The sequence below is a fragment of the Bradyrhizobium cedriense genome (assembly GCF_054602315.1).
This window is the reverse complement of the sequence record NZ_JBTSWB010000004.1, coordinates 900,427-924,937: the sequence shown is the minus strand read 5'-3', so window position 1 is coordinate 924,937 and position 24,511 is coordinate 900,427. Positions and strand designations below refer to the sequence as shown.

Annotated in this window: 24 protein-coding genes; 5 read left to right on the top strand and 19 right to left on the bottom strand. The window is 65.5% G+C overall.

The window, feature by feature from the left end; genetic code table 11:
• Nucleotides 1-69: 69 nt before the first annotated feature.
• On the bottom strand, nt 70-1,854 hold the full coding sequence (locus tag ACYCVF_RS20990; protein WP_459599543.1) for an acyl-CoA dehydrogenase family protein: 1,785 nt from the start codon (nt 1,852-1,854) through the stop codon (nt 70-72).
• 221 nt (nt 1,855-2,075) lie between these two features.
• On the opposite strand from ACYCVF_RS20990, the gene ACYCVF_RS20985 reads away from it, so the two are divergent.
• Together ACYCVF_RS20985 and ACYCVF_RS20980 are read left to right on the top strand one after the other, a co-directional pair.
• On the top strand, nt 2,076-2,777 hold the full coding sequence (locus ACYCVF_RS20985; protein ID WP_459599541.1) for an SDR family oxidoreductase: 702 nt from the start codon (nt 2,076-2,078) through the stop codon (nt 2,775-2,777).
• 117 nt (nt 2,778-2,894) lie between these two features.
• On the top strand, nt 2,895-3,725 hold the full coding sequence (locus tag ACYCVF_RS20980) for an enoyl-CoA hydratase (RefSeq protein WP_459599539.1): 831 nt from the start codon (nt 2,895-2,897) through the stop codon (nt 3,723-3,725).
• 196 nt (nt 3,726-3,921) lie between these two features.
• On the opposite strand, the gene ACYCVF_RS20975 is transcribed toward ACYCVF_RS20980, so the two are convergent.
• Nucleotides 3,922-4,812, bottom strand: a complete 891-nt coding sequence (locus ACYCVF_RS20975) for a LysR family transcriptional regulator (protein ID WP_459599537.1) — start codon at nt 4,810-4,812, stop codon at nt 3,922-3,924.
• A gap of 123 nt (nt 4,813-4,935) precedes the next feature.
• On the opposite strand from ACYCVF_RS20975, the gene ACYCVF_RS20970 reads away from it, so the two are divergent.
• Entirely contained in the window at nt 4,936-5,778 is an 843-nt protein-coding gene (locus ACYCVF_RS20970; RefSeq protein WP_459599535.1) for an oxidoreductase, read from the top strand.
• 50 nt (nt 5,779-5,828) lie between these two features.
• On the opposite strand, the gene ACYCVF_RS20965 is transcribed toward ACYCVF_RS20970, so the two are convergent.
• Both ACYCVF_RS20965 and ACYCVF_RS20960 read right to left on the bottom strand, forming a co-directional pair.
• A complete protein-coding gene (locus ACYCVF_RS20965) occupies nt 5,829-6,452 on the bottom strand; it encodes an N-acetyltransferase family protein (protein ID WP_459599533.1) in 624 nt (207 codons plus the stop codon).
• A gap of 66 nt (nt 6,453-6,518) precedes the next feature.
• Complete coding sequence (locus tag ACYCVF_RS20960) at nt 6,519-6,722, bottom strand: DUF1127 domain-containing protein (protein ID WP_459599531.1); 204 nt, start codon at nt 6,720-6,722, stop codon at nt 6,519-6,521.
• A 110-nt stretch (nt 6,723-6,832) separates the two neighbouring features.
• Here ACYCVF_RS20960 and ACYCVF_RS20955 point away from each other — a divergent pair, with 110 nt between their 5' ends.
• Complete coding sequence (locus tag ACYCVF_RS20955) at nt 6,833-7,732, top strand: transcriptional regulator GcvA (RefSeq protein ID WP_459599529.1); 900 nt, start codon at nt 6,833-6,835, stop codon at nt 7,730-7,732.
• A 173-nt stretch (nt 7,733-7,905) separates the two neighbouring features.
• Here ACYCVF_RS20955 and ACYCVF_RS20950 read toward each other — a convergent pair whose 3' ends face one another.
• Genes ACYCVF_RS20950 through ACYCVF_RS20940 form a run of 3 tightly spaced genes read right to left on the bottom strand, consistent with a single transcriptional unit; the run spans nt 7,906 to nt 10,512 of the window.
• Nucleotides 7,906-8,319 carry a Rieske (2Fe-2S) protein gene (locus ACYCVF_RS20950; RefSeq protein WP_459599527.1) on the bottom strand — a complete coding sequence of 138 codons (414 nt, stop codon included), beginning with the start codon at nt 8,317-8,319 and terminating at the stop codon, nt 7,906-7,908.
• The gene (locus ACYCVF_RS20945; RefSeq protein WP_459599525.1) at nt 8,319-9,428 is read right to left on the bottom strand and encodes an amidohydrolase family protein; all 1,110 of its coding nucleotides are present in this window, start codon (nt 9,426-9,428) and stop codon (nt 8,319-8,321) included. Before ACYCVF_RS20945 ends, ACYCVF_RS20950 begins: the two co-directional genes overlap by 1 nt.
• A gap of 25 nt (nt 9,429-9,453) precedes the next feature.
• Complete coding sequence (locus ACYCVF_RS20940) at nt 9,454-10,512, bottom strand: amidohydrolase family protein (RefSeq protein WP_459599523.1); 1,059 nt, start codon at nt 10,510-10,512, stop codon at nt 9,454-9,456.
• Between the two features lie 143 nt (nt 10,513-10,655).
• On the opposite strand from ACYCVF_RS20940, the gene ACYCVF_RS20935 reads away from it, so the two are divergent.
• On the top strand, nt 10,656-11,138 hold the full coding sequence (locus ACYCVF_RS20935; RefSeq protein WP_459599521.1) for a CinA family protein: 483 nt from the start codon (nt 10,656-10,658) through the stop codon (nt 11,136-11,138).
• 7 nt (nt 11,139-11,145) lie between these two features.
• Here the strand turns inward: ACYCVF_RS20935 and ACYCVF_RS20930 are convergent, their stop codons facing one another.
• From ACYCVF_RS20930 to ACYCVF_RS20875, 12 genes are all read right to left on the bottom strand, one after another.
• Entirely contained in the window at nt 11,146-11,421 is a 276-nt protein-coding gene (locus ACYCVF_RS20930; RefSeq protein WP_459599519.1) for a DUF1488 family protein, read from the bottom strand.
• A 79-nt stretch (nt 11,422-11,500) separates the two neighbouring features.
• Nucleotides 11,501-12,970, bottom strand: a complete 1,470-nt coding sequence (locus tag ACYCVF_RS20925; protein WP_459599517.1) for an AMP nucleosidase — start codon at nt 12,968-12,970, stop codon at nt 11,501-11,503.
• A gap of 88 nt (nt 12,971-13,058) precedes the next feature.
• Entirely contained in the window at nt 13,059-14,393 is a 1,335-nt protein-coding gene (locus tag ACYCVF_RS20920; RefSeq protein ID WP_459599515.1) for an HlyD family type I secretion periplasmic adaptor subunit, read from the bottom strand.
• Nucleotides 14,390-16,138 (bottom strand): type I secretion system permease/ATPase, encoded by a 1,749-nt coding sequence (locus tag ACYCVF_RS20915; protein ID WP_459599513.1) that lies wholly within the window; start codon nt 16,136-16,138, stop codon nt 14,390-14,392. Before ACYCVF_RS20915 ends, ACYCVF_RS20920 begins: the two co-directional genes overlap by 4 nt.
• 252 nt (nt 16,139-16,390) lie before the next feature.
• Complete coding sequence (locus ACYCVF_RS20910; protein ID WP_459599511.1) at nt 16,391-16,660, bottom strand: GlsB/YeaQ/YmgE family stress response membrane protein; 270 nt, start codon at nt 16,658-16,660, stop codon at nt 16,391-16,393.
• A 98-nt stretch (nt 16,661-16,758) separates the two neighbouring features.
• Complete coding sequence (locus ACYCVF_RS20905; protein WP_459599509.1) at nt 16,759-17,733, bottom strand: ABC transporter ATP-binding protein; 975 nt, start codon at nt 17,731-17,733, stop codon at nt 16,759-16,761.
• A complete protein-coding gene (locus ACYCVF_RS20900; RefSeq protein ID WP_459599507.1) occupies nt 17,730-19,145 on the bottom strand; it encodes an amidase in 1,416 nt (471 codons plus the stop codon). The genes ACYCVF_RS20905 and ACYCVF_RS20900 overlap by 4 nt, the downstream gene beginning before the upstream one ends.
• Nucleotides 19,142-19,351 carry a hypothetical protein gene (locus ACYCVF_RS20895; RefSeq protein WP_459599505.1) on the bottom strand — a complete coding sequence of 70 codons (210 nt, stop codon included), beginning with the start codon at nt 19,349-19,351 and terminating at the stop codon, nt 19,142-19,144. The genes ACYCVF_RS20900 and ACYCVF_RS20895 overlap by 4 nt, the downstream gene beginning before the upstream one ends.
• Nucleotides 19,348-20,409, bottom strand: a complete 1,062-nt coding sequence (locus ACYCVF_RS20890) for an ABC transporter ATP-binding protein (protein WP_459599503.1) — start codon at nt 20,407-20,409, stop codon at nt 19,348-19,350. The genes ACYCVF_RS20895 and ACYCVF_RS20890 overlap by 4 nt, the downstream gene beginning before the upstream one ends.
• A 79-nt stretch (nt 20,410-20,488) precedes the next feature.
• Complete coding sequence (locus ACYCVF_RS20885; RefSeq protein WP_459599501.1) at nt 20,489-21,391, bottom strand: ABC transporter permease; 903 nt, start codon at nt 21,389-21,391, stop codon at nt 20,489-20,491.
• A gap of 215 nt (nt 21,392-21,606) precedes the next feature.
• On the bottom strand, nt 21,607-22,560 hold the full coding sequence (locus ACYCVF_RS20880) for an ABC transporter permease (RefSeq protein WP_024338965.1): 954 nt from the start codon (nt 22,558-22,560) through the stop codon (nt 21,607-21,609).
• A gap of 196 nt (nt 22,561-22,756) precedes the next feature.
• The gene (locus ACYCVF_RS20875) at nt 22,757-24,415 is read right to left on the bottom strand and encodes an ABC transporter substrate-binding protein (RefSeq protein WP_459599498.1); all 1,659 of its coding nucleotides are present in this window, start codon (nt 24,413-24,415) and stop codon (nt 22,757-22,759) included.
• Nucleotides 24,416-24,511: the final 96 nt, after the last annotated feature.

The following is a 24,511-nucleotide window of genomic DNA, read 5'->3' as shown; positions in this document are numbered from 1 at the left end:
TTTCCTCACTGTTATGATTTTCGTTGAGCTCGGGGGCTTCACCTCTCCGAAGGGAGAGGTGAAAGCAGCCTACGCCGCCAGAACCAGCTCGCCAACCTCGCTCATGCTGCCTGCGCGATCGCCGAGTAGCAGGGCAGCGATCTTCGCTTGCGCGGGATTTTCCGTCACCCGGAACGGATCGCTCGGCAGCACGCGATGGTCGACCACGAGGCGCGACAGCAGCAGGCGGCGCGCATCGCCGCGCATGGCGTGGATGCAATGCGCCTCCCATGTGAGCGCGACCGCGCTGGCGACATGATAGAGCAGGCTGGTGGCCCGGCGCGCATCCGCCTCGTTCTCGGACTTGGCCGCGACTTCGCGTGCGAAGCCGACCGCGCGATCGGCGAGGCCGCGCAGACGGTCGCGCCAAGCCTGCGGCACGGAGGCGCTGTCGTCGAGCCGGGCGTGCAGATCGGCCGCGAGCGCCGATTCAGCGCCGTGACGGCCGACCGCGCGCCGCAGCGCATCGATGGCGACGATGTTGCCGGTGCCTTCCCAAACCGAGCCGAGATGCGCATCGCGCAGCAGGCGGGCGGTGGCGAATTCCTCGATATAGCCGATGCCGCCGCGCATCTCGAGCGCATCGCCGCAGACCTTTCGCGCATCGCGCGTGGCGCGGAATTTCAGCGTCGGGGTGAGGATGCGCAGGAGCGCCGCGGCATCCTGGCTGCCGGCTTCAGCACGGTCGAGCGCATCGGCAGTGAGAAAGCTCATCGAGAGCGCCTGCTCGACCGGCAGCATGATCTTCAACATCTGCCGGCGCCCGAGCGGCAAGTCGATGATGCGGTTGCCGAACACCACGCGATTTGTCGCCACGGTCATCGTGTCATGATAGGCGCGGCGCATCAGCGCGGTGGACTTGACGCCGTTGGAGAGACGCGACGAGTTCACCATCTCGGCCATCTGCACGAAACCGCGGTCGAGCTTGCCGACCGCATAGGCGACGGCGCCTTCGAGCTTGATCTCACCTGACGCCATCGAACGCGTGCCGAGCTTGTCCTTGAGCCGCACGATCCGGTAGTTGTTCTGCGAGCCGTCGTCGAGGAAGCGCGGCATCAGGAACAGGCCGACGCCGCGCGTGCCGGGGCCGGCGCCTTCGGGGCGCGCGAGCAACATCACGACCTTTGCATCCGCATTCGAGCAGAACCATTTTTCGCCGTAGAGACGCCAGTGGTCGCCCTCCTGCACCGCGCGCGTGGTCAGCGTGCCGACGTCGGAGCCGCCCTCTTTCTCCGTCATGAACTGGCCGCCTTGCGTCAGCTTGCTCATGTCGGTCGAGGTCAGGCCGTCGAGATATTTCGCCTTCAGCGCCTCGCTGCCGAAACTTGCCAGCAGCTTGGCGCAGCCGTCGGTGACGTTGATCGGGCAGCCCATGCCGAATTCGGTCTGGTTGAACAGGAAAGTGAAGGCGTGCTTGGCGACGACGGGATATTTGTCCGGCCAGCCCATGATGCCCTTGCGGATCGAGAGCGCGTGGATGCCGAACTCGCCGAACGCGGCGTTCTCCAGCTCGCGATAGGCCGGGTGGTATTCGATCCATTGCATGTCGCGGCCGAACTTGTCGCGCTGGTGCAGAACGGGCGTGTGCCGGTCCGCGAGCCGCGCGCACTCATCGAGATGGCCGCCGGCCAGTTCGCCGAGACGATCGAGATGCGGCTCGATGTGGCGGAACAACGTGTCCGGCAGATGAATGCGCAGGAGATCGGCCAGTGCGGGATCGGCGCGGTAGAAGTTCATGCCTGACGTATCGGGCGCCAGCAGGCCGGACGGTGCGGCCGCGACATTTTGTGGCTGCGCTGTGACCGGCTTGTGCATGATCGTCCTCTTCGTTTCCATCCGACGGCAATTCTTTACGCTTGCTGCTTTGGATGTTGTCGATCATGCTCCAGTCGCAGGCAGCGATAAAGTCGCAAATTGTCAGGGCGGCATGACCGCCATGGAGGAGCAATTCGCTCTGCGGAATTGTGATCGACCCGGCTGGTTGTTCGCAAAGCCCATGCATAGATCAGCGGCACCTGCTTCCGAGAGATCACGCCATGGAACATCCGAAATACAAGATCGCCCTCATCGTCGGTGCCGGCGAAGGCCTGAGCGCCTCGCTGGCGCGGCTGCTCTCCGCCCAGGGCATCCGCGTCGCGCTCGCCGCGCGAAAGATCGAGAAGCTCGGCGCGCTCTGCAGCGAGACCGGCGCCAAGGCCTATGCCTGCAACGCCACCGACCCCGACGAGGTGGAGCGGCTGTTCGGCCTCGTCGAGCGCGAGATCGGAACGCCCGACCTCGTCGTCTACAATGCCAGCGGTCGCACGCGCGGACCTTTCGTCGACCTCGTTCCGGCCGACGTCGCGCAGGCGATTGCGGTCAGCGCCTATGGCGGCTTTCTGGTGGCGCAGCAGGCGGCCAGGCGCATGCTGCCGAACAAGCACGGCGCGATCCTGTTCACCGGCGCCTCAGCCAGCGTCAAGGGCTACGCGCAGTCTGCCCCGTTCGCGATGGGCAAGTTCGCGCTGCGCGGCCTCGCGCAGAGCATGGCACGCGAACTGTCGCCACAGGGCATCCATGTCGCGCATTTCGTCATCGACGGCGGCATCCGCAGCGCGGCGCGGACCGAACCGGCGGAGAGGCCCGATTCGATGCTCGACCCGGACGCGATCGCAGAGAGCTATTGGAACGTGCTGCAGCAGCCGCGCAGTGCCTGGAGCTGGGAACTGGAGCTGCGGCCCTGGGTGGAGAAGTTCTGAATTGATTTCGTCATTCCGGGGCGGTCCGCAGGCCCGAACTAGGGTGCGCACTTGCGCACCTGAGGTTCGATGCTTCGCATCGGCCCGGACTGACAGCAAACAAAAAGGGGGAGCGACATGACCGCGGAAACCATCATCGACACTGGCACGAACGAACTTCTCTGCGTCATCCGCGACCGCGTCGCGTTGATCACGCTGAATCGGCCGGAGGCACGCAATTCGCTGTCCGATAGCCTGACGCCGGCGCTGCGCACGATGATTCGTGTCTGCGGCGAGAACCGTGATGTCGGCGCATTGCTGCTCACCGGCGCGGGCGCGGCATTCTGTGCCGGCGGCGACGTCAAGGGTATGGGCGCCCACCGCGACCCGAAAAAGCTGGAGATGTCGCTCGAAGATCGCATCGCCGATCTCCAGGAACGGCAACGGCTGCTGACCGGCGCGCTGGTGTCGGTGCGCAAGCCGACCATCGCCGCGCTGCCCGGGCCCGCGGTCGGCGCCGGACTTGCCATCGCCATGGCCTGCGATATCCGAATCGCCGCGCAATCCGCCTTCGTTGCGACCGGCTATGCCCGCATCGCGCTCAGCGGCGACTACGGCATCGCCTGGCTGCTCACCCGGCTCGTTGGCACCGCGCGGGCGCGCGAGCTGATGTTCACCGGCGATCGCGTCGATGCGGCGCGTTGCGAAGCCATCGGCCTCATCAACCGCGTGGTGCCTGACGACAAGCTGCAAACCGAAGCCTTCGCGCTGGCCAGATCGCTTGCCGAAGGCCCGCGCCTGGCGCTGCGCTACATGAAGGACAATCTCGACGAGGCCGTGCTGTTCGACTTCGAAACGGCCCGCGACCACGAGGCTGAACGACTGATACGCCTGACCACGACCGCCGATCACAAGGAGGCGGTGCAGGCCTTCATCGAGAAGCGCAAGGCGGTGTTCACGGGGAAGTAGCAGGATTCGGCAATGTCTGCCCCTCACCTGAGGCGGCCGCGCCTTCGCGGCCCTCGAAGGGCGACGGCCCGGCCGTGGTTGCGAGTCGCGTTTCATGAGCGTCGGGGCCGATCATCCTTCGCAGGCTCCCCATGGGACGCCTTGCGTCCCAGGCATCGCACCTCAGGATGACCGGATACACGTCGCTCGACTCGGGTTACTTGGCAGGCGTCCGCGCAAAATCCACGAATGCCCGCAGCGCAGCCGGCAATCGGCGGCGGCTTGGATAGTAGAGGAAGAAGCCGGGATAGGCGGGGCACCAGTCGGTGAGAACCCGCACTAGCTTCCGCTTGGCGAGCAGTGTTTCCACCTGCTGTTCGAATACATAGGCCAAACCAGCCCCGTCGAGCGCGGCATCGACCATCAGACCCTGGTCGTTCATGGTCAGCGGCCCGGTGACGTCGATGGCGAGCTCGATACCGCCGCGCTCGAACTCCCAGTGATAAAGCGCGCCTGAGGTGAAGCGGTAGCCGATGCAGGGCAGGCCTTTGAGCTCGCGCGGTGTGTTGGGCTGTTTATGCACCTTGAAGAAGGCGGGCGAGCCCACCACGGCAAAGCGGTGCCGTGGGCCGATCGGCACGGCGATCATGTCGGCGGCAATGGTCTCGCCGAAGCGGACACCGGCATCGAAGCCAGCCGCGACCATGTCGATCAGGGCGTCGTTGACGACGATCTCGACGCTGACGTCAGGGAACGACTTCAAGAAACGGGTCACGATCGGCAGCAGCACCAACTGCGCCGACTGGCGCGCGGCGGTGAAGCGCAGCGTGCCGGCGGGCTTGCCGCGGAAATTGTTGAGATCCTCGAGCGCATCGTCGATGTCGCGGAAGGCCGGTGTGATGCGGGCGAACAGCCTTTCGCCGGCCTCGGTCAGCGCCACGCTGCGGGTGGTGCGGTTGACAAGGCGCAGGCCGAGCCGCTCCTCGATGTTGCGCAGGGCATGCGATAGCGCCGATGGCGTGACGCCGAGCTCGGTCGCTGCCGCGCGAAAACTGCGGTGGCGAGCGATGGCGAGGAAGGTCGCGAGGTCGGACGGGTCGATCTTCATTGATGAATTTTTCTCAATAGCGCGTCAAAGATATAACGGATTATCTCAGTTATGACGAGCCACTACACCTTGCCCCATCGGCCTCGGCAGATCGCCGCGGCCTTAAATGGAAAGGGCAACATCATGCGTGTCTGGTTCATCACGGGAGCGTCTCGCGGATTTGGGGCGTTGATCGCCGAAGCAGCCCTCAAGGCAGGCGACGCGGTGGTCGCCACCGCGCGCGATACCTCCACCGTCACCGCTCGGCTCGGCAGTCACGAGCGGCTGCTCGCGACCCGGCTCGACGTCACCAGCGAGGCGGAAGCGCACGAGGCCGCGGGCCTGGCAGTCAAGCGCTTCGGCCGCATCGACATCCTCGTCAACAATGCCGGCTATGGCCTCCTGGGCGCGATCGAGGAAGCCAGCGACGCAGAGACGCGCAAGCTGTTCGGCACCAACGTGTTCGGGCTCCTCAGCGTCACCCGCGCGGTGCTGCCGCATATGCGCCGACAGCGATCCGGCCACGTCATCAACATCTCGTCGGTCGGCGGCTACACCGGCTATCCCGGCTGGGGTGTCTATGGCGCGACTAAATTCGCCGTCGAGGGACTCAGCGAAGCACTGGCCAGCGAAGTCGCGCCACTCGGCATCAAGGTCACCGTGGTCGAGCCGGGTTTCTTCCGCACCGACTTCCTCGACGAGACCTCGCTGTCGCGCACCGCGCAGGTGATCGACGACTATCACGAGAGCGTCGGCAAGACCCGCGCGCACGCGGCTGACGTGAACCACGCCCAGCGCGGTGATCCGCGCAAGCTGGCGCAGTCCTTTTTGAAGCTGGCTGATGCCAAGAACCCGCCGCTGCGGCTGCCGCTCGGCAGCGACACGGTCGAGCGGATCGAGGCGAAGAACGCGTTCGTTGCGAAAGAGCTGGCGGAGTGGCTGGCGGTCGCGACTTCGACCGACTTTACCGACAACGATGCCGCATAAGGGCAAAAAAATGCCCGGCGCTGGGATGACCAGGCCGGGCTGCAGTGGTGTCAGGCCGAGGCTGAGGGGCTGTCGGCCTGACGGGAAAGGGCGGCGAGGCGCCAGCTCGCGCAGGGAACGTCTCTCGGCGCGACGCTGATCTCCTTGTCGAAGCGCACCAGCTTCCAGTCATCGGGGTGATTGACGAAGGCGAAGCCGGATTTGCGCGCAAGCGACACCATCGCCTCGTTGGAACGCAACGTGTCGCCGAACACGTGCTCGGCGCCAAGCGCAGCGGCGCGACATTCGAGATTCTTCATCAGCGCAGTGGCAATGCCGCGGCCGTGCCAGCGGTCGCCGACCGACAGGCCGAACTCGACCGCCGCGGCTTCGACATGAAAGGCGTAGCGCATTTCGGCGACGATGGTTTCGAAGCCGTCGACCGTCATGGTCGCCACCACCGTGAAGCGCTCGCGCTCGCCGACTTCGAGGAAATCGTGCAGCAGCCCCTCGGGCAGTTCGCTGATTGCGCCGAAGAAACGGTTGTAGCGGGAGCGGGTCGAGAGCGAGCGGAAATAGTGCTGGAGCTCGTCGGTGTCGCGTGGCTCGACGAAGCGAACATCGAGCGCGGTTCCGTCGCGGGTGCGCAGGCTATCCGAATATTGCTTCAGGTCTTCGAGGTGAAGGATGCTCATGACACATGCCGTGCGGAAAAGGGACGCCGGCGCCCCGTAATCAGGCGGCGCCGACCTGGCGGCCAATCAGGCCCGCCAGAAGGGTTTGTCGGCCTCATAGGCGATGTCGGACCAGGACAGCCCGACATCATGGAGGTCGCGGGCGGTCCAATTGGTCAGCTCGCGCCTGGTGCGGTAGCGCTCGTGCCAGACGTGAAGCGTCTCGCCGATCTGGTGGATCAGGCCGGGCGCATGATGATTTGTCATCGAATTGTCGGTCAAAGTAGACATTTTCAGCTCCTGGAGCTAAGGTTGCAGCTAATATCTGCCTCCTACCGCGCCGCGACAAACGACAATTTGTACCTTTTCGCATGAATTAACGTCATGTATCCTACTGCCAGATGACTGCCAGATTGCCCTCCCTGAACGGATTGCGGGCGTTCGAGGCCGCCGCGCGCCATCTGAGCTTCACGCTGGCAGCCAGCGAGCTGAACGTGACCCAGACCGCGATCAGCCATCAGATCCGCAGGCTGGAGGAGGAGCTCGGCATCCGCCTGTTCATCCGGCAGAACCGCGCACTGGCGCTGACGCCGGAGGCGCGCGACTACCTGCCGGGCGTGCGCGCCGCCTTCAACGACCTCCGGCTCGCCACCGACCGCCTGCTGCGCAAGGAGGACGACAAGGTGCTGACCGTGTCGACGCTGGCCTCGCTCGCCGCAAAATGGCTGTTGCCGCGGCTGACCGATTTCCAGGAGCAGCATCCCGGCATCGACGTGCGTATCACCACCTCGACCGGCCTTGTCGACTTCCAGCGCGACAATGTCGATGCCGCGATCCGCTATGGCCGCGGCCAGTGGCGGGGCGTGCGCGCCGACTGGCTGATGGCGGACGAGCTGTTTCCGGTATGCAGCCCGTCACTGCTGCGCGGCGACAAGCCGCTGCGCCGGCCGGAAGACCTGAAAAACCATCCGCTGCTCCACACCTCGAACGCCAACAGCGACGACTGGCGGCTGTGGCTGACGGCGGCGGGCCTGCCGGCCGACATCGCGAGGCAGCCCGGCATCACCTTCGACATGATCTTCATGACCATCCAGGCCGCAATCGACGGCATCGGCGTGGCAATGGGGCGGACGTCCTACGTGCAGGACGATATCGCCAAGGGTCGCCTCGTTGTGCCCTTCAAGATCGCGCTGCCGGCCGATGCCGGGTTCTACCTGGTCGCACCGGAGGGTCGCCGCGAGGTGCCGAAGCTTGCAGCCTTCCGGCAATGGATCATCGCTGCAACGCAAAACAAAGCCTGAAAACGTCGGCTTGGACAGGCCAATCGATTGATCCGAGGGTGTCATTCCGGGGCGCGCGCAACGGGAGCTCAGATGCAGAATTGCGCATCAGAGAATCGACTTCTCCCAGCAATCCCGTCGCACAATGAATTCCCGGCTCGATGCTTCTCATTGCCCAGGAATGACAGCGGAAGTTACAGCTCCACCACCACGTAGTCGCTCTCGATCCTGACCGGGATCGTCTCGGCGACATACGGTCCCTTCACCACGCTCGCGCCCGGCTCGACATGGGCCGGATAGGCCTTCACGCGGAAGCGGCGGGGGTCGCAATAGGACTGGCCGGTGCGGATGTCGAACTCCCAGCCGTGCCAGGGGCAGCGGATGATTTCGCCGAGCTTCGTGTATTCGATCTCGCCGGGACTGCTGGATTGTGCGAGCCCGATCAGCGGACCCTCGCACAGCGCCGCACCCTGATGCGGGCAGCGGTTCATCAGGCCGAAATACTCGCCCTTGATGTTGAAGACCGCGATCGGCCGTCCGTCGATCTCCAGGAATTTTCGCGTGCCCGGCGGAAGCTCATCCACTGGCGCAATCACATGCCGCGCCATCAGGAGAGTCCGTAAAGCTTCTTCGCGTTGCCGAGATAGAACGCCTCGCGATCGGCCTCGCTGACGCCCGCCGGCAGCACGCGCGAAGGCTCATCGTAGTCCCAATGCGGATAATCGGTCGCGAACAGCAGCCGGTCCCAGCCGATCCATTTGATGACGTCGAACAGGTCCTCGCGCCGCTCCGGATCTTCCATCGGCTGCGTCGTCCACCACACCTGCTCGCGGATGTATTCCGAGGGCGGGCGTTTCACATGCGGCACTTCGCTCCTGAGCCGCTGCCAGGCCTTGTCGAGCCGCCACGCCAGCGACGGCGCCCAGCCGAAGCCGGCCTCGATCATCACCATCTTCAGTTTCGGGAAGCGCTCGAACACGCCCTCCAGCACGAGGCTCGCCAGCGCCGATTGCTGGCATTGCGAGTGGCCCACCATCTCCTCGATGTAATAGGACGGCCAGCCCGACGGCGTGATCGGGTTGCCGCCGAAGCCGAAGGCGTGGACGCCGACGGGAAGACCGGCCTCTTCAGCGGCCTGGTAGATCGGCCAGTAGCGGCGCTGGCCGAGCGGCTCGACATTGCGGCTGAGCAGCAGCACCTGCACGAAGTTCTTGTCGCCGGCGCGCTCGCGGATCTCGGCGGCCGCCGACAGCCCATCCTCGTTGCCGACGACGATGGACGCTTTCAGCCGCTTGTCCTTGGAGGTCCATTTGTCGATCTGCCAGTCGTTGATCGCCGAGCATAAGGCCGCCGAGAGCTCGTGATTGCGGATGCCCTGCCCGGTGTTGAGCGGATTGAGCACGCCGAGCTGCACGTTGTTGGGATCGAGCAGCTGCTTCTGCATGAAGGACAGCGAGGAGCCCTGCGGCCCGCCTTCCGGCGGATAGGCATCGCGGCGCGACGCGTTGGGCTGCGCCTTCGGATAGGGCGGGCCTTCCGTCATGCCCTGATAGGCATGGACGCCATAGACTTCGAGGTGATGCTGCCAGCGTTTGGCGAGGTAGGGATAGAGCTCGGTGCGGGTGGCGCGTGCCGGATGGATGTCGCAGTCCGCGATCGCGGTTTTGACGGTCAGTGGGGAAGCGGCTTCTTGGCTCTCGCGGAACTGGATATTCATCGCCTTGCCTCCTTTGGCAGCGGGCTCACGTCAGGCGGGGATAGGTTGCATGCGGATTGTCGATCATGATCTTGCGCACGAGATCGGGGGACAGACCTTCGGGCAGCGCGTCCTGGCCGTCGAACTGCCAGTGCGGATAGTCGGTGGAGAATAGGACCAATTCGTCCGACTGCATATGATCAAACAGGCGAATTAATGTCTCGGCTTCCGGCGGTGCATCAAATGGCTGTAACGAGAAGCGGATGTTGCTGCGCACAATCTCCAGCGGCGCGCGATCGACCCATGGGGTCTCCATCCGTACCCCGCGCCAGAACTTGTGCAGGCGCCAGAGATAAGGCGCGATCCAGGAGACGCCGGACTCCAGCATCACCATTTTCAGGTGCGGGTATTTGGCGAACACGCCCTCGACGATCAGGCTGGTGAGCTGGGTCTGGAAGGCCTGGGCCTGGCCCACATAATCCTCGATGTGATAGGACCCCCACCCCACGGCGGTCGGTGGATTGTGATAGGCGGAACCGGCGTGGATTCCGACCGGCAGTTGCAGCCGTTCCGCGGCCTCATAGATCGGCCACAGCGCCCGTTTGCCGAGCGGCACGTCGCCCATGACCAGGACCAGCACCTGCACGAAGCGCGTGTCCGGGGCGCAGCGCTCGATCTCGGCGACGGCCTTCTCGACGCTTTGCGTCGGGATCACGATCGAGCCGCGCAGGCGAGGATCGCGATCGAGCCATTCCTTCGCCAGCCAATCGTTCAGCGCGCGGCAGAAGGCAGCCTGCATGTCCTCGGAGAACACCATCTGCACACCGTAGAGCGGGTTGCAGATGGCATGCTTGAGCTGGAAGGGATCGAGCACATGGCGCTGCATGTCCGCAAGGCTTTCGCCGGGCTTGCCGGTCTCCGGACGCCAATCGGGCCGCGCCGTGATCGGCGACCTCTCGGGATAAGATTGCGAGACGAGGTCGACCATGCCGCGCGTCGTCACCTGATCGCGCCAGTAATCGTTCAGATACGGCAGCAGGCTGGTCAGATGCGGTACGGCCGGATGCACGTCGCAATCGATGCCGCCGGCGATCAGGGACGCCATCACGTCTCCCTTCTCACGTTTCCTCGTCACGTCTTGTTTTGCACCTGCCATTCAAGCAGGACTGCCCCCTGCCCGCAACTCGGCCAAGGCCGCCGGCATATGCTAGGAAGGCTGGGCTCGGTTGCGGGATGAGAGGTGCAGGAATGAGAGAGCTCGTCGGCATTGCGGAACAGGTCGCCGCCAGACTGATCGCGCGCAAGCAGACCATTGCGGTGGCCGAATCCTCGGCCGGAGGCCTGATCTCGGCCAGCCTGCTCGCGGTGCCCGGCGCCTCCGCCTATTACCTCGGTGGCGCCGTGGTTTATACCCGCGATGCAAGGCGCGTGCTGATGGATATTTCGGACGAGGGCATGAAGGGCTTTCGCTCCTCGTCGGAGCCCTATGCGCAATTGCTGGCCGAGCAGATGCGAGCGCGCTTCAACAGCGACTGGGGCCTGTCCGAGACCGGTGCCGCCGGCCCGACCGGCAACCGCTACGGCGATGCCGCCGGCCATAGCTGCATGGCTGTGGCGGGACCCGTGCCCGAAGTGATGACGCTGGAGACGGGCCGCAATGACCGGCTTGCGAACATGGAGGTGTTCGCGGCGACGGCACTGAAGTTGCTGCTGAGGAAGCTCGAGGGGTGAGGCGACGTCACCGCCCCAAATGCCGCATGAAAATCCGCACCACATAGCCGTGGAAGCGCGGCGCTTCGTCGTAGAGGTCCGACGCAATGCGTTCGATGGTTTCGCGCAGCGACAGGAATTGCGCCTGGCGTGCGCTGCTCTCGGTGCCCTGCATGCCCGCGAGCTCGTCCATGGCAGCGTCGCTGATCTGGCACTGCACGACCTCGCCATCGTCCAGCATGGTGAAGCGAAAGGCCAGACGTTCGAGATCATGGCCAATGATCTTGTCGCGCGTGAGCGGCATCAAGTCGTCCCGGTCGAGCCCCCCGCCAAACAATGCTGAAGATCGTCGCGCTTGTCAGCAGCAAAGGAGGACTTTCTCCCTACTGGAACGCGACTTCGGCGAAACTGCGGAGCTTTCGCGAATGCAGCCGCTCCGATTCCTGCTGCTTGAGCCGCTCCAGCGCCTTGACGCCGATCTCGAGATGCTGGCCGACGCGGCGGCGGTAGAACTCGCTGGCCATCCCCGCAAGCTTGATCTCGCCGTGCAGCGGCTTGTCGGAGACGCAGAGCAGCGTGCCGTAGGGGACGCGGAAGCGATAGCCGTTGGCGGCGATCGCAGCCGATTCCATGTCGAGCGCGACCGCGCGCGACTGCGACAGGCGGCGGATCACCTCTGGCCCTGAGATCTCCCAGTTGCGGTTGTCGACGCTCGCCACGGTGCCCGTGCGCATCAGCCGTTTCAGCTCGAAGCCCTCGAGCCCGGTGACGTCCTCGACGGCCTCCTCGAGCGCGACCTGCATCTCGGCCAGCGCGGGGATCGGCACCCAGGGCGGCAGCTCGCGGTCGAGCACGTGGTCCTCGCGCACATAGCCGTGCGCGAGGACGTAATCGCCGAGCCGCTGCGTGTTGCGCAGGCCGGCGCAATGGCCGAGCATGAGCCAGGCATGCGGGCGCAGCACGGCCACATGGTCGGTGACATTGCGCGCATTGGACGGACCGGTGCCGATGTTGATCAGGGTGATGCCGCGATAGCCGGGCGTGACAAGGTGGAACGCCGGCATCTGCGGTGCGCGCGCGGGCGCGACGCCGGTCGTTGCGCCGCCGCTGCGCGTCATCACATTGCCGGGCGCGACGAAGGCATCGAGACCGGCCTCGCCGGACCGAAGCCGCTGCTGGCAGAGCTGCGCGAAGGCATCGACGTAGAACTGGTAATTGGTGAAGATCACGAAATTCTGGAAGTGCTCGGGATCGGTGCCGGTGTAGTGATAGAGCCGGCGCAGCGAGTAGTCGACGCGGGCGGCGCGGAACAGCGACAGCGGCTCGGGCGCGCCGGGTTGGAGCTCGAAGGTGCCGTCGGCGATCGAATCGTCCATGGTGGCCAGATCGGGTACGTCGAACGCATCGCGCAGCGACCGCGTGACGGCAGAGTTCTCGCTTGTCGTGATCGCGGCCTCGATGTTGATGTCGCGGCGATAGGCAAAGTGGATGGGGATCGGCTCCGCGGATTCACCGATCTCGACGGGCACGCCGTGGTTCTGGATCAACAGGCCGATCTGCTCGGTCAGATAGGCGCGAAACAGATCCGGCCGCGTCACGCTGGTTTCATGCACGCCGGGCCCGGCGACGAAGCCATAGGCGAGACGCGAATCCAGCCGCGCATGCGTCGCGGTGGTGATACGGACGAAGGGATAATAAGTCCGCACTCGCGCCGTGATCGCTTCGCCGCCAACATAGGCCTCGAACCGGTCGCGCAGGAACTTCGTGTTGCGCTCGTAGATCTCTTCGAGGCGGGCAACGGCCGCAGCTGCGTCGGAGAAGGATACGGTGGCGATGGGGGGTGGGGATTGCATGATCGACCGCCGGGTTGCTGTTTGCGATCGCAGTATAGCAAACTGGCGGCCAAGTCGTCATTGCGCGGAGACGACGCGCCTACGCGCGTCACTTCTCGCGGAAGGCCCGCATCAGCTGGTCGTGCAGCGGCTTCATCAGATAGGACAGCATGGTGCGGTCGCCGGTCTGGACGAAGGCCTCCACGGGCATGCCCGGGATCATCTTGACGTCGCCGAGACGGGCGATCTCTTCGGCCGGCATCGAGACGCGGATGGTGTAGTAGCTCTGGCCGGTGCGCTGGTCGGTGGTGACGTCCGGCGAGACGCGGCTGACGAGGCCGTTGAGTTCGGGCGTGGTGCGCTGGTTGAACGCGGAGAGGCGCAGCAACGTCTTCTGGCCGATCTGGAGCTTGTCGATGTCGACCGGGTTGACCTTGGCCTCGACCTGCAGGTCGTCGGCCTGGGGCACGATCAGCATCAGCGCATCGCCGGCGGTGACCACGCCGCCGACGGTGTGCACGTTCGATTGCAGCACCATGCCGTCCTGCGGCGCGCGGATGTCGACGCGACGCAGCTGGTCTTCGGCGGCAACCTTGCGCTCGATCAGCTCGCCGATCTTGTCGTTGGTCTCGCGCAGGTCCTTGGAGACCTCGCTGACCACGTCCTTGTCGATCTGGATGATCTGGAGCTCGGTCTCGGTGATCTTGCCCTTGGCCTGGGCGCGCGCGGCGATGTACTGGGCGCGCTCGCCGTTGAGGCGCGCCGAGTCGCGTTCGAGCTGGGTCAGACGCGAGATCTGCACCAGACGCTTGTCGTAGAGCTCGCGCACGCCGGTGAGTTCGTTCAGCACCAGCGCGATCTCCTGGTCCTTGGCCTTCTCCTGGGCACTGAGACCCGCGATTTCCTCGTTGAGCTGCGTGATACGCTCGCGCAGCTGCGCCTTCTGGCCGGTACGGCCGTTGACCCGAACGTCGAACAATTTGGTTTCGGCCGAGAGCAGCGCCTTGACGTCGGGATCACTGGCGCGGTCGAGCAGCATTTGCGGAAACTCGATTTTGTCGAGACCACGCTGCTCGGCTTGCAGCCGCGCCGCGCGCGCCTGCGCGGCATCGAGATTCTTGGTGACGATGGCGAGGTTGGCCTTGGTGACGGTGTCGTCGAGCCGCACCACGATGTCGCCGGCCTTGACCACGTCGCCATCGCGGGCACGCACCTCGCCGACCACGCCGCCGGTCGGGTGCTGCACCTTCTTGACGTTGGATTCGACCACGATCTGCCCCGGCGCGATCAACGCACCCGAGATCAACACGGTCGACGCCCAGCCGCCGAGTCCGACGACCAGCACCAGCACGATGCCCAGTCCGAGCAACAGGTGGAACTTGATCGAATCGCCCACGGTCCTCTTCGCGGCAGGCTTGCTGCCGCCGATCGCCAGCGTGCTCATGGCTTGGCCACTCCACCTTCGCTGACGATCTTGATCGGTGCCGGCGGCGTCACCCGCGGCTGCAGGACCTGGGCGAGCACCTGCTCCTTGGGACCGAAGGCCTGCATGCGGCCGTCGCGCAGCACCAGGATCTGGTCGACCGCCTCGACGCCGATCGGACGGTGCGCCACCACGACGACGATGGCACCGCGCTCGCGCGCCGAGCGGATGGCGCGGGTCAGCGCCTCGTCGCCTTCGGTGTCAAGGTTGGAATTGGGCTCGTCGAGCACGATCAGGAACGGATTGCCGTAGAGCGCGCGCGCCAGCGCCACGCGCTGCGCCTGGCCTGCCGAGAGCGCGGCGCCCTGCTCGCCGACTTGCGTGTTGTAGCCCTCGCGCATCTTGATGATCATCTCGTGCACGCCGGCCTCCTTCGCCGCGGCGATGATGGCATCGGAGGTGGCTTCGGGATCGAACCGGCTGATGTTCTGGGCGATGGTGCCGCCGAACAATTCGACGTCCTGCGGCAGATAGCCGATGTGGCGGCCGAGCGTGTCGCTCGACCATTGGTCGAGCGCTGCGCCGTCGAGCCGCACCTTGCCGCGCACCGGCTGCCAGACCCCGACCAGCGCGCGGATCAATGACGACTTGCCGGAGCCGCTCGGCCCGATCACGCCAAGGCCGTTGCCGGCGGCGAGCGCGAAGGTGACGTCCTGCACCACGAGCCGCTGATCGCCCGGCGGGACCATGGCGATGCCTTCGACCGAGAGCCGGCTGGTGGGCGCCTGCAGCTGGGTCGGCATCGCCTGCGCCGGCATCTGCTCGAGGAGGCGGGTGAGGCGGTGCCAGCTCTGGCGCGCCGCCACGAATGATTTCCAATGCGCGATGGCGAGATCGACCGGCGCGAGCGCGCGGGCGGAGAGGATCGAGCCGGCGATGATGATGCCGGCCGTCGCCTCCTGGTGGATGACGAGGTAGGCGCCGACCGCGAGCACCGCCGATTGCAGCATCATGCGCAGCACCTTTGCGACCGCGCCGAGCCCGCCGGCGACGTCGCTCGCGCGCTGATTGCCGGCGAGGTATTTTTCGTTGGTCTCGCTCCAGCGCTGGTTCATGCGGCCGGCCATGCCCATGGACACCATGACCTCGGCGTTGCGGCGACTGGCCTGGGCGAGATCGTTGCGCTGGGCGGCAAGCCCCATCGCCTCCTTCGCCGGCTGGCGGGACATGAATTCGGTGACCAGCGTCAAGCCGACCAGGATGATGGCGCCGACCAGCGCGGTGACGCCGATCAGGACGTGGAAGGCGAAGCAGATGGCGAGATAGAGCGGCAGCCAGGGCAGGTCGAAGAACGCGCTCGGGCCCATGCTGCCAAGGAAGGAGCGGACATTGTCGAGGTCACGCAGCGGCTGTAGGCCCTCATTGCGGTTGCCGACCAGCAGCGGCAGGCGCACGATGGTGTCGAACACGCGCTTGTTGAGGGCCTCATCCAGCGCGGTGCCAATCCGCCCCAGGATCCGGTTGCGGATCATGTCGAGCAGGCCCTGCGCCATATAGAGGAAGCTGGCGAGGATGATGAGGCCGATGAGGGTGGGGATGCTGCGGCTCGGCAGCACCCGGTCGTAGACCTCCAGCATGAAGATCGACCCGGTCAGATAGAGCAGGTTGATCATGCAGCTCATCAAGCCGACGCCGACGAACGCCGTGCGACAGGCGCGCAAGGCGTCACTGAGCTCTGAACGGCGGACGCCAGGGATGGCTGCCATCAGGAGGGTCTCTTTCGGGTGAGAGGCAAAGCCTCTGATTTCAAAGGCGAAATCAGGAGTACTCGACCCGGATTAACATCGCGTTTTTCCGCGCGTCCAACGCAGTCGACCTGATCCGGGACCAATGAGCCACATCTACCCCGACCCGCCCCGCGCGCAAGTCCGGAATTTCACAGGCTTGCGGCTTTTTCTTGCAGGCTTTCAGGCTCTTCCCGGGAAAGCAGGACCTGCAAGTTCCGGGATTCGCGGAGTCTAGAACCTGCCCCCGCCACGCACCAGCCGTACCACCACGAGCAGTATGACGGCGCCGATCGCGGAGTAGACGATCTCGGATACCAGCCCGGTGCCGAGGCGGATGCCGAGCCTTGGGAACAGGAAGCTCGCCACCAGGGCGCCGGCGATGCCGACCACGATGTCGCCGATGATGCCGAAGCCGGTCCCGCGCACGACCTTGCCGGCAAGCCAGCCGGCGACCAGGCCGACGAACAGGATGACGAGCATGCCTTCGTTGGAAATGTGCATGGGTCCGGTTCCTTTGGCGTGAGTGGCTCATGGAACGGGAACCGGGATGAACGGGGTCTGAATGTGTTCATCGAGGCCGCATTGAGGAAGCGCTCCGGCTATGGCGCGGCGATCGGCTCCGCCAGCACGCACCTCGCCGCACGGGCCGGTCCGACCGCGACGTTCGCAGGCAATTGCTCCAGGCAGCGCGGCTCGGCGAGCTTGCAGCGGGGAGCGAAGGAGCAATTATGGGGTCTTTCGGCCAGCGAGGGCGGCGTGCCCGGGATCGTCTCCAGCCGCGCGCCGCGCTTGGCGCCGTGGATGGTCGAGGCGAGCAGGCCCTTGGCATAGGGATGCACGGGCGAGCGGACGATGTCGCGCAGGCTCCCCTGCTCCACGATCTGGCCGGCATACATCACCGCGACCCGGTCACAGATTTCGACGGCGACGCCGATGTCGTGGGTGACGAAGATGACGGACATGCCGAACTCGCGCTGCAACTCGCGCAGCAGCAACAGGATCTGGATCTGCACGGTGGCATCGAGCGCAGTGGTCGGCTCGTCGGCCAGCAGGATCTTGGGACGACAAGCGAGCGCCAGCGCAATCATCGCGCGCTGGCGCATGCCGCCTGACATCTCGTGCGGATAGGCATCCAGCCTTCGCTTGGCCGAGGGGATGCGCACGACTTCGAGCATTTCGAGTGCCCTCGCCCTGCCTTCCGCCTGAGATTTGCCCTCATGGCGCACCACGCTTTCAGCGATCTGCGCGCCGATGGTGTAGACCGGGTCGAGCGCCAGCGCCGGCTCCTGGAAGATCATCGAGACGGTCTGGCCGCGGAAGGAGGACAACTCCTCATCGTTCATTGCGAGCACGTCGCGGCCCATGACGTTGACCGTGCCTGTGATCTGCGTGCGCTTCCTCGGCAACAGCCGCATCAGTGCACGCAAGGTCACACTCTTGCCCGAACCGGACTCGCCGAGCAGGCCCAGCACCTCGCCGTCACCGAGCGAGAGACTGAGATCATTCACGGCATAGACCGTACGCTCGCCGGTGAAGCGGATATTGAGGCCCGAGATCTCGACGAGTTTTGTCATGACGGCAGTTTGGGCATCCGGTCGTGGTAGTCGGTGACGCGCTGGAAGGCCGCGCCGATGGTGAGCAGGGTCGCTTCATCGAAGGAGCGGCCGATCAGCTGCATGCCGACCGGCAGGCCGGTTCGGGTAAAGCCGGACGGCACCGTGAGCGACGGCAGGCCCAGAAAATTGACCGGGCGGGTGAACAGCGTCAGCCGCTGCAACAGCGCCGGCGCGTTCGGCCCGCCGCCGACGTCGCTCTCCTCGATCGTCGGCGCCGGCACCGGGGACGCCGGTGCGATCACCGCATCGACGCCTGCGGTCGCAGCGTTGTGCGCGGCGAGCGCCGGGCCGCGCCAGCGCATCGCCTCGAGATAGGTGATGGCGGGAACGGCGAGGCCGTTCTGAAGCCGCATCAGGACCTGCGGCCCATAATCCTGCGGACGCTCGATCATCCAGCGCTTGTGGAAGGCTGCAGCTTCCGCCGCGAGCACGAGCTGGCTAGCCGAGGACAACTGCCGCTGGTCCGGCAACTCGACCTTCACGATGTCGGCGCCCTCGCGCTTCAGCACCGCAATGGTCTCATCGAGCACGCGCGCGACCTCGCTGTCGAGATCATCGACATAGAAGGAGACCGGCACGCCGATCTTGAGTCCCTTCAGCGAGCCTTTCGTCGCCGCGACGTAGTCCGACAGCGGCTCGTGGCTACAGGTCGAATCGGCGGGATCGGGGCCGGCCATCAGCGCCAGCAACAGCGCACAGTCCTCGGCGGTACGGGCGAGCGGGCCGACCGTGTCGAGCGATTGCGACAGCGGCATCGCGCCGGCACGGCTGACGCGGCCCACCGTGGTCTTGAGGCCGGTGACGCCGCAGAAATGCGCGGGCATGCGGATCGAGCCGCCGGTGTCCGAGCCGAGCGCCGCATAGGTCAGGCGCGCGGCGACCGCGGAGCCAGACCCCGACGAGGAGCCGCCCGTGATGTGCGCGACGTTCCAGGGATTGCGCACCGGACCGTAATGGGCGTTATGCCCGGTCGGCCCATAGGCGAATTCAGCCAGATGCAGCGTGCCGAGGCGGACCTGGCCGGCGTCCTTCAGCCGCTGCAAGGCGGTGGAGGTGACGGTCGGAACGAAATCGCGGCGGATCAGCGAGCCGCAGGTCGAGACCTTGCCGGCATCGTAGTACATGTCCTTGTGCGCGAGCGGCACACCATGCAGCGGGCCACGGACATTACCCTTGGCGAGTTCGGCGTCGGCGGCCTCGGCCGCTTTCAGCGCCGCCTCCGCCTCGATCGACATGAAGGCGTTGAGATGCGGCTGCCACTGCGCGATGCGGTGCAGCAACGCGCGCGTCACCTCATGCGACGACACCTGCTTCGTCGCGATCGCCCGTGCGACCGCGGTGAGCGTCATCAATGCTGGCTCGGTGCTCATTTCGACACCTTCTGCGCCTGCTTCTGCGCCTGCGCGATGACATAGCCGGCGGGCTCGAGGTCGAACGGCAGCGTGCCGGCAATGGCCGCGAAGCCCTCGAAGGCAGGTCCAATGGCATTGGAGATGCGGGTTGCGATTTCGTCGTCCACGGGCACGCCTGCAACCAGCGCGATCGGCTTGATCTCTTTCGGTGTCGGTCTCGTCATGCGGTCATCTCCCTGGGCGCGCGGCTATGGCCTGAACCGGGTATCGCCATGTAGCACGCGACCTCGTGGCCCATCTTATCGAGCGCAGTCAGCTTTGGTGTCGCATTTGCGCAGAGCGGCTCCGCAAACGGACATCGGGTGTGGAATCGGCAGCCCGGGGGCGGATCGATCGGATTGGGCGGATCGCCGGTGATCGGCGGCGTCTCGGTGCGCTTGTCGGGATCCGATGACGGCATCGCCGCGAGAAGGGCGCGCGTGTAGGGGTGGGCGGGCAGGTCCCAGACCTGGTCGACCGGACCGAGTTCGACGACCTCACCGAGATACATCACCAGCACGCGATCGGAGATGTAGCGGACCACGTTGAGGTCGTGGCTGATGAACAGATAGGTCAGGCCGAACTCGCGCTTGAGATCGGCCAGGAGATTGAGCACCTGCGCCTCGACGGATTTGTCGAGCGCCGAGACGGCTTCGTCCAGGATCACCAGCCGCGGCGACAGCGCCAGCGCGCGGGCGATGTTGACGCGCTGGCGCTGGCCGCCGGAGATCTCGTGCGGATAGCGGTTGGCGAAATTCTCGGGCCGCAGGCCGACCTTGCCGAGCAGCTCGCGCGCCAGATTGCGTGCCGCGCCATCGGCCATGCCGTGAACCTTGGGGCCGAACGCGATCGATTCCTCGATGGTCAGGCGCGGATTGAGCGAGGCGTAGGAGTCCTGGAACACCATCTGCATGCCGCGGCGCAGCTCGCGCAACGACAGCGACTGGCCGACACTCATGCCGTCATAGATGATGTCGCCGTCGTCGCGCGGCATCAGATGCATCAGCAGTCGCGCGGTGGTGGACTTACCGCAGCCGGACTCGCCGACGATACCGACGGTTTCGCCCTTGGCGACGGAGAACGAGACGTTATCGACGGCGCGCACGGTGCGCTTGGCGGCGAACAGCCCGCCGCGAACCGGGAAGTGCTTGGTCAGGCCATTGACCTGAAGCAGCGGCTGCGCGGCCCCGCCGCGGTCCTCGACCGGCTCCAGCATCTCGACCGATGTGTTGCTCTCGCTCATGGCCGCAGGCTCCCGCCTCTCCCCAACGTGGAGAGGTGTACGGAGTGCGCCGCGACTGCCAGCATCTCCATCATCATCGCTAATTCCTGATGTCCATGGCGCTGCGCAGGCCGTCCGAGAGCAGGTTGAAGCAGATCGAGACCGCGAAGATCATCGCGCCCGGCAATGCTGCGACCCAGGGATTGACGTAGATCGCCGTGCGCAAGGTGTTCAGCATCAGGCCCCATTCCGGCTCCGGCGGCTTGGTGCCGAGGCCGAGGAAGGAGAGGCCGGCGGCGAGGATCATCGAGACCGAGATCAGGCTGGTGGCATAGACGAAGATCGCGCCGAGCACGTTGCCGAGGATGTGCACGCGCATGATCGTGAAGGCGCCGGCACCGGAGGCGCGCGCAGCCTCGACGAAATCCATGTTGCGCACGCCGGTGGTGACGCTTTCGGCGACGCGGGTGATCTGCGGCACGAACACGACGGTCAACGACACGATGGAGTTGAGGATGCCCGCGCCGAGCGCGCCGGAGATGGCGATCGCCAGCAGAACGGAGGGGAAGGCGTAGAACACGTCCACGGTCCGCATGATCGCGGTGTTGAGCTTGCCGCCGACGTAGCCGGCAACGAGACCGAGCGAGGTGCCGATGCAGAAGGCAAGGATCACGGGCAAGATGCCGATGACCAGCGACAGCCGCCCGCCGTAGATCAGCCGCGCCAGCATGTCGCGGCCGAGCTCGTCGGTGCCGAGCGGATAGCCCGTCGTGCCGATGTGGCGCAGGCGGCGGATCATCGAGCCCTTGTAGGGATCTTCGAGACCCAGCCATGGCGCAAGAACCGCGGACAGGAAAATCAGCAGCAACACCAGCGCGCAGGCCATGCTGACCTTGTCGCGCATGATACGGCGGCCGACGGTCGCCCAATAGCCGCGTGCCTTGGTCGCGGGCGCGGCCTGGAGCGCGGCGTCGGCGGTGGCGGACAACGGAAGCTCGCTCATCGGCTGGCTCCCAGTGCGCATTGCTTCAATCGGTGCAAGCCCGGAAGGCATTGCACCTCTCCCGCTTGCGGGAGAGGTCGGCGCGAAGCGCCGGGTGAGGGCTTCCTCCTCTTGGGGGTTCTCGATTGAGGAGACACCCTCTCCCCGACCCTCCCCCGCAGGCGGGGGAGGGAGCGCACTGCCGTCGTCGCGATAGCTGGGCTCGATCCCATCTTCTAGCCCCGCTTGATGCGCGGGTCGATCGCGGCTTGGGCGATGTCGACCAGCAGATTGAGGAACACGAAGAACAGCGCCAGGATCAGGATCGTGCCTTGCAGCAGCGGCAGGTCGCGTTGGAAGATCGCGGAGTTGAGCAGGAAGCCCGAGCCCGGCCAGGAGAACACGGTCTCGATCAGGATCGAGCCGCCGAGCATGTAGCCGAGCTGAAGGCCCATCACAGCGAGCGCGGTGGGCGCGGCGTTCTTGATGACGTGGCGGAACACGCCGGTTTCGCGCAGGCCCTTGGCCCGCAGCGCCTCGACGAAATCCTGGGAAAGGATGTCACCGGTGAGGGCACGCACCGTGCGCGTGACGATGCCCATGGGAATCACCGAGGTCGTGATCGCCGGCAGCACGAGATATTTCAGATGTGCCCAATCCCAGGCCCAGGAATTGGAGCCGCTGGGCCCGGCGCCGACCGCGGGCAGCCAGTTGAGCTGGACCGAAAAGATGATGACGAGCAACATGCCGAGCCAGTAATGCGGCACCGAGACGCCGGCGATGGCGAAGGACGTCGCGACCTTGTCGATCCAGGTCTCGCGGAAATAGCCGGCGATCAGGCCGAGCAGGATACCCATGGTGAAGCCGATGATGGCCGCGGCAATCGCGAGCGTGACGGTATTGCCGACCGCACGCATGACCTCGGCCAGCACGGGGCGTCCGGTCGCGATGGAATTGCCGAGATCGCCATGGAGGGCCCGAAGCAGCCAAAGGCCGAACTGCACCGGCAGCGGGCGATCGAAACCATAGGCGGTGCGAAGCTGCGCCGCGAGCTCCTGCGACGCATCGGCCGGCAGCACCGCAACGAGCGGATCGCCCGGCGTGATGTGCACGAGCAGAAAGCACACCAGCGCCACGCTGATGACGATCGGAACGACATAGACGATGCGTCGGGCGATATAGGCGAGCACGTTAACTTCTTTCTTCCTTCTCCCCTTGTGGGAGAAGGTGGCGCGAAGCGCCGGATGAGGGATATCTAGCCGCGAATACAGTCGTTACGAACGCGAAAGGGGAATCCGCGGAGAGAGACCCCTCACCCGGCTTCGCTGTCGCGAAGCCACCCTCTCCCACAAGGGGAGAGGGTGCATCGAACTCGTGGCTATCACATCACTTGATCGACACCGGCGAGAAGTCGATGAACCAGCTCTTCGGCTGCACGACCCCTGTCACCTTCGGGCTCATCGCGCGCGGGCCGACGTCGTGGGCGACATAGAGGAAGGCCGCGTCGTCGACGGATGCCGCGTGCAATTCGGCGAGCGCGGCGTCACGTGCGGCGGGATCGAAGGTCTGGCGCGCTTTCTTCACCAGCTCATCGAACTTGGGGTTGTTGATGAAGCCCCAATTGTTCGAGACCGGCGGTGCCATGCCCGATTGCAGGAAGCGCACCAGCGCGAAGAACGGGTCCATCGCCGCATAGGTGACGTTGGTCGCATTCGAGCCGTTGGCCGAGGGGTCCTTGGCGCCGCGGCGCCAGTTGGTGAACAGCGTGTTCCACTCGATGACGTCGAGCTTCACATCGAAATAGCATTCGGCGAGGGCCTGCTGGAGATATTCATTCATCGCCAGGGGCTGCATCTGTCCCGAGCCCGAGGCCGAGGTCTGGGTCTTGACCGTCAGCTTCTTGTTGGGACCGAAACCCGCCTCCTGCATCAGCTTTTGCGCTGCCGCCTTGTCGTACTTGATCTCGAACGTCGGCTTGCCGCGCCAGGGATGGCCGGGCTCGAAGGTGCCGGTCGCGGGCACCATCAGGCCGGCGAGCAGGCCGTCCTTGAGGCCTTCGCGGTCGATGCAGAGGTTTGCAGCCTTGCGCACGCGGATGTCGTTCCAGGGCGAGCCTTCGACGCGCGAGAACTGCCAGGGCCAGACATGCGGCTGCTCGTTGGCGTAGAGCTTGAAGCCACGCTGCTTGAGCTCGGGCAGCGCGTCCGGCGCCGGCGCCTCGACCCAATCGACCTGCCCCGAGAGCAGCGCCGCGGTGCGCGCGTTTGCCTCCGGCATCGGCAGGAGCACCATCTTGTCGACCTTGGGCACCCGATCCTTGTTCCAGTAGTTGGCGTTCTTGACCAGCTCGAGCCGTTCGCGCGGCGTGAAGCTCGCCATCTTCCACGGGCCGGTGCCCGAAGCCTCCTTGGCAAACGCCGTCCAGGCGGCCTGCGACTTCGCCTTGGCGTCGGCGCCTTCGGCCTTGTCATAGAAGGCCTGCCACTTCGCCGGGCTCGCCATGAAGAGATTGGTGAGGTTGATCGGCAGGAAGCTGTCGGGCTCCTTGGTGGTGAGCTCGACCGTCATGTCGTCGATCTTCTTGGCGGAGGCCAGCGTCGGCATGCGCGAGGCCGTGACGCCGACCTGGCTGGCGTCGAACTGCGGCGCGTCCTGCTTCAGCACCTTCTCGACGTTCCACACGACGGCATCGGCGTTGAACGGCGAGCCATCATGGAACGTCACGCCGGGGCGCAGCTTGAACACCCACTTGGTCTTGTCGGCATCGTCGACCTTCCACTCGGTGGCAAGACCCGGGATCACCACGCTCGCCTTGTCGGCCGAGGACAGGTCCCAGCCGGTCAGCGCGTCATACATGGTGAGGCCGGTGAAGCGGTTGCCTTCGAATCCCTGATCGGGCTGGCCCAGCGTGCGCGGAATATCGGCAGCGGTCATGCCGATGCGCAGCACGGTTTCGGCGCTGGCCAGACGTGGCCACGCCGCCGCGCTGCCGAGCGCCAAAAGCGCGATCAGCGCCGTGCGGGTCTTCTTGTTCTTCATAAGCATCGCCTCAATCCTTTTCCGGCTTCGATGACTATTTTTGATGCACACGTATGCAATGGCTATGCCAATGGGGAAAGTTATTCTGCAAATTGCCCCCGC

Bases quoted from the DNA above. Each gene is read 5' to 3' on its own strand.
- ACYCVF_RS20990 (WP_459599543.1), bottom strand. From the start codon at position 1,854: ATGCACAAGCCGGTCACAGCGCAGCCACAAAATGTCGCGGCCGCACCG.
- ACYCVF_RS20985 (WP_459599541.1), top strand. From the start codon at position 2,076: ATGGAACATCCGAAATACAAGATCGCCCTCATCGTCGGTGCCGGCGAA.
- ACYCVF_RS20980 (WP_459599539.1), top strand. From the start codon at position 2,895: ATGACCGCGGAAACCATCATCGACACTGGCACGAACGAACTTCTCTGC.
- ACYCVF_RS20975 (WP_459599537.1), bottom strand. From the start codon at position 4,812: ATGAAGATCGACCCGTCCGACCTCGCGACCTTCCTCGCCATCGCTCGC.
- ACYCVF_RS20970 (WP_459599535.1), top strand. From the start codon at position 4,936: ATGCGTGTCTGGTTCATCACGGGAGCGTCTCGCGGATTTGGGGCGTTG.
- ACYCVF_RS20965 (WP_459599533.1), bottom strand. From the start codon at position 6,452: ATGAGCATCCTTCACCTCGAAGACCTGAAGCAATATTCGGATAGCCTG.
- ACYCVF_RS20960 (WP_459599531.1), bottom strand. From the start codon at position 6,722: ATGTCTACTTTGACCGACAATTCGATGACAAATCATCATGCGCCCGGC.
- ACYCVF_RS20955 (WP_459599529.1), top strand. From the start codon at position 6,833: ATGACTGCCAGATTGCCCTCCCTGAACGGATTGCGGGCGTTCGAGGCC.
- ACYCVF_RS20950 (WP_459599527.1), bottom strand. From the start codon at position 8,319: ATGGCGCGGCATGTGATTGCGCCAGTGGATGAGCTTCCGCCGGGCACG.
- ACYCVF_RS20945 (WP_459599525.1), bottom strand. From the start codon at position 9,428: ATGAATATCCAGTTCCGCGAGAGCCAAGAAGCCGCTTCCCCACTGACC.
- ACYCVF_RS20940 (WP_459599523.1), bottom strand. From the start codon at position 10,512: ATGGCGTCCCTGATCGCCGGCGGCATCGATTGCGACGTGCATCCGGCC.
- ACYCVF_RS20935 (WP_459599521.1), top strand. From the start codon at position 10,656: ATGAGAGAGCTCGTCGGCATTGCGGAACAGGTCGCCGCCAGACTGATC.
- ACYCVF_RS20930 (WP_459599519.1), bottom strand. From the start codon at position 11,421: ATGCCGCTCACGCGCGACAAGATCATTGGCCATGATCTCGAACGTCTG.
- ACYCVF_RS20925 (WP_459599517.1), bottom strand. From the start codon at position 12,970: ATGCAATCCCCACCCCCCATCGCCACCGTATCCTTCTCCGACGCAGCT.
- ACYCVF_RS20920 (WP_459599515.1), bottom strand. From the start codon at position 14,393: ATGAGCACGCTGGCGATCGGCGGCAGCAAGCCTGCCGCGAAGAGGACC.
- ACYCVF_RS20915 (WP_459599513.1), bottom strand. From the start codon at position 16,138: ATGGCAGCCATCCCTGGCGTCCGCCGTTCAGAGCTCAGTGACGCCTTG.
- ACYCVF_RS20910 (WP_459599511.1), bottom strand. From the start codon at position 16,660: ATGCACATTTCCAACGAAGGCATGCTCGTCATCCTGTTCGTCGGCCTG.
- ACYCVF_RS20905 (WP_459599509.1), bottom strand. From the start codon at position 17,733: ATGACAAAACTCGTCGAGATCTCGGGCCTCAATATCCGCTTCACCGGC.
- ACYCVF_RS20900 (WP_459599507.1), bottom strand. From the start codon at position 19,145: ATGAGCACCGAGCCAGCATTGATGACGCTCACCGCGGTCGCACGGGCG.
- ACYCVF_RS20895 (WP_459599505.1), bottom strand. From the start codon at position 19,351: ATGACGAGACCGACACCGAAAGAGATCAAGCCGATCGCGCTGGTTGCA.
- ACYCVF_RS20890 (WP_459599503.1), bottom strand. From the start codon at position 20,409: ATGAGCGAGAGCAACACATCGGTCGAGATGCTGGAGCCGGTCGAGGAC.
- ACYCVF_RS20885 (WP_459599501.1), bottom strand. From the start codon at position 21,391: ATGAGCGAGCTTCCGTTGTCCGCCACCGCCGACGCCGCGCTCCAGGCC.
- ACYCVF_RS20875 (WP_459599498.1), bottom strand. From the start codon at position 24,415: ATGCTTATGAAGAACAAGAAGACCCGCACGGCGCTGATCGCGCTTTTG.